The sequence below is a fragment of the Kitasatospora sp. SC0581 genome (assembly GCF_048159585.1).
Classification (GTDB): Bacteria; Actinomycetota; Actinomycetes; order Streptomycetales; family Streptomycetaceae; genus Kitasatospora.
In genome coordinates this window covers 1-610 of sequence record NZ_JBLRWA010000104.1, presented here as the reverse complement: position 1 = coordinate 610, position 610 = coordinate 1, and the positions used below count along the sequence as shown (strand labels likewise).

Genomic DNA, 610 nt, shown 5'->3' with positions numbered 1-610 from the left:
GCTTTTTGTTTTATACAGTTGCTGCAATTTTTTCACCTCAGAACCATATGCAATGGGCTCATTTTCTACGGTGAATTTCTCAAAAATTTTCTGAGCAGTTTCCGTATTGTATACAGAACCGTCAATTACTTTTTTCATTATTTAAAAACCTCCAACTAGAATTGAATTGGTACTAATTTCTATATTATATATTAAAAACATTTAGTTCCAATTCAATAAAAGTATAAAAGAACTAGTAAAAAATGAAACATGAAACCTTGCACCAGCCATTTTTATCTTTTGCAATGAAAAAGGGGACGGTCCACCGTTCCAATCGGTACGATGGACACGTCCCCCTGTTTCACTCCTAATCGAAGAGGCTCAGTTGTTCAATATCGTTTTCAAGTCCAGGTTTAACACTTTGCTTTTTTTCGAATCGGTTTTTGTGTTCAAGGTCAAGTCTTTCCTTTTTTTCTTGTAACATTTGATGAATAGTTTGATAGGAATCTTTATCCTTTAACACATAAACTCCTGATTTTATTAATTCTAGGTTCCCTTGAATTGCGTTTTCATTTTGATCTTGGGCTAAGGGAATCGGTGTAAATAAAAACCGATTTTGTTTTCTTGCATA

The 610-nt window shown here is 33.3% G+C and carries 1 protein-coding gene; it reads right to left on the bottom strand.

Features of this window, described 5'->3' with window-relative positions:
- Positions 1 to 346: 346 nt before the first annotated feature.
- Positions 347 to 610, bottom strand: a 264-nt coding sequence (locus ACLWS4_RS37275) for a hypothetical protein (RefSeq protein ID WP_416876462.1), incomplete at its 5' end; no start/stop codon positions are given.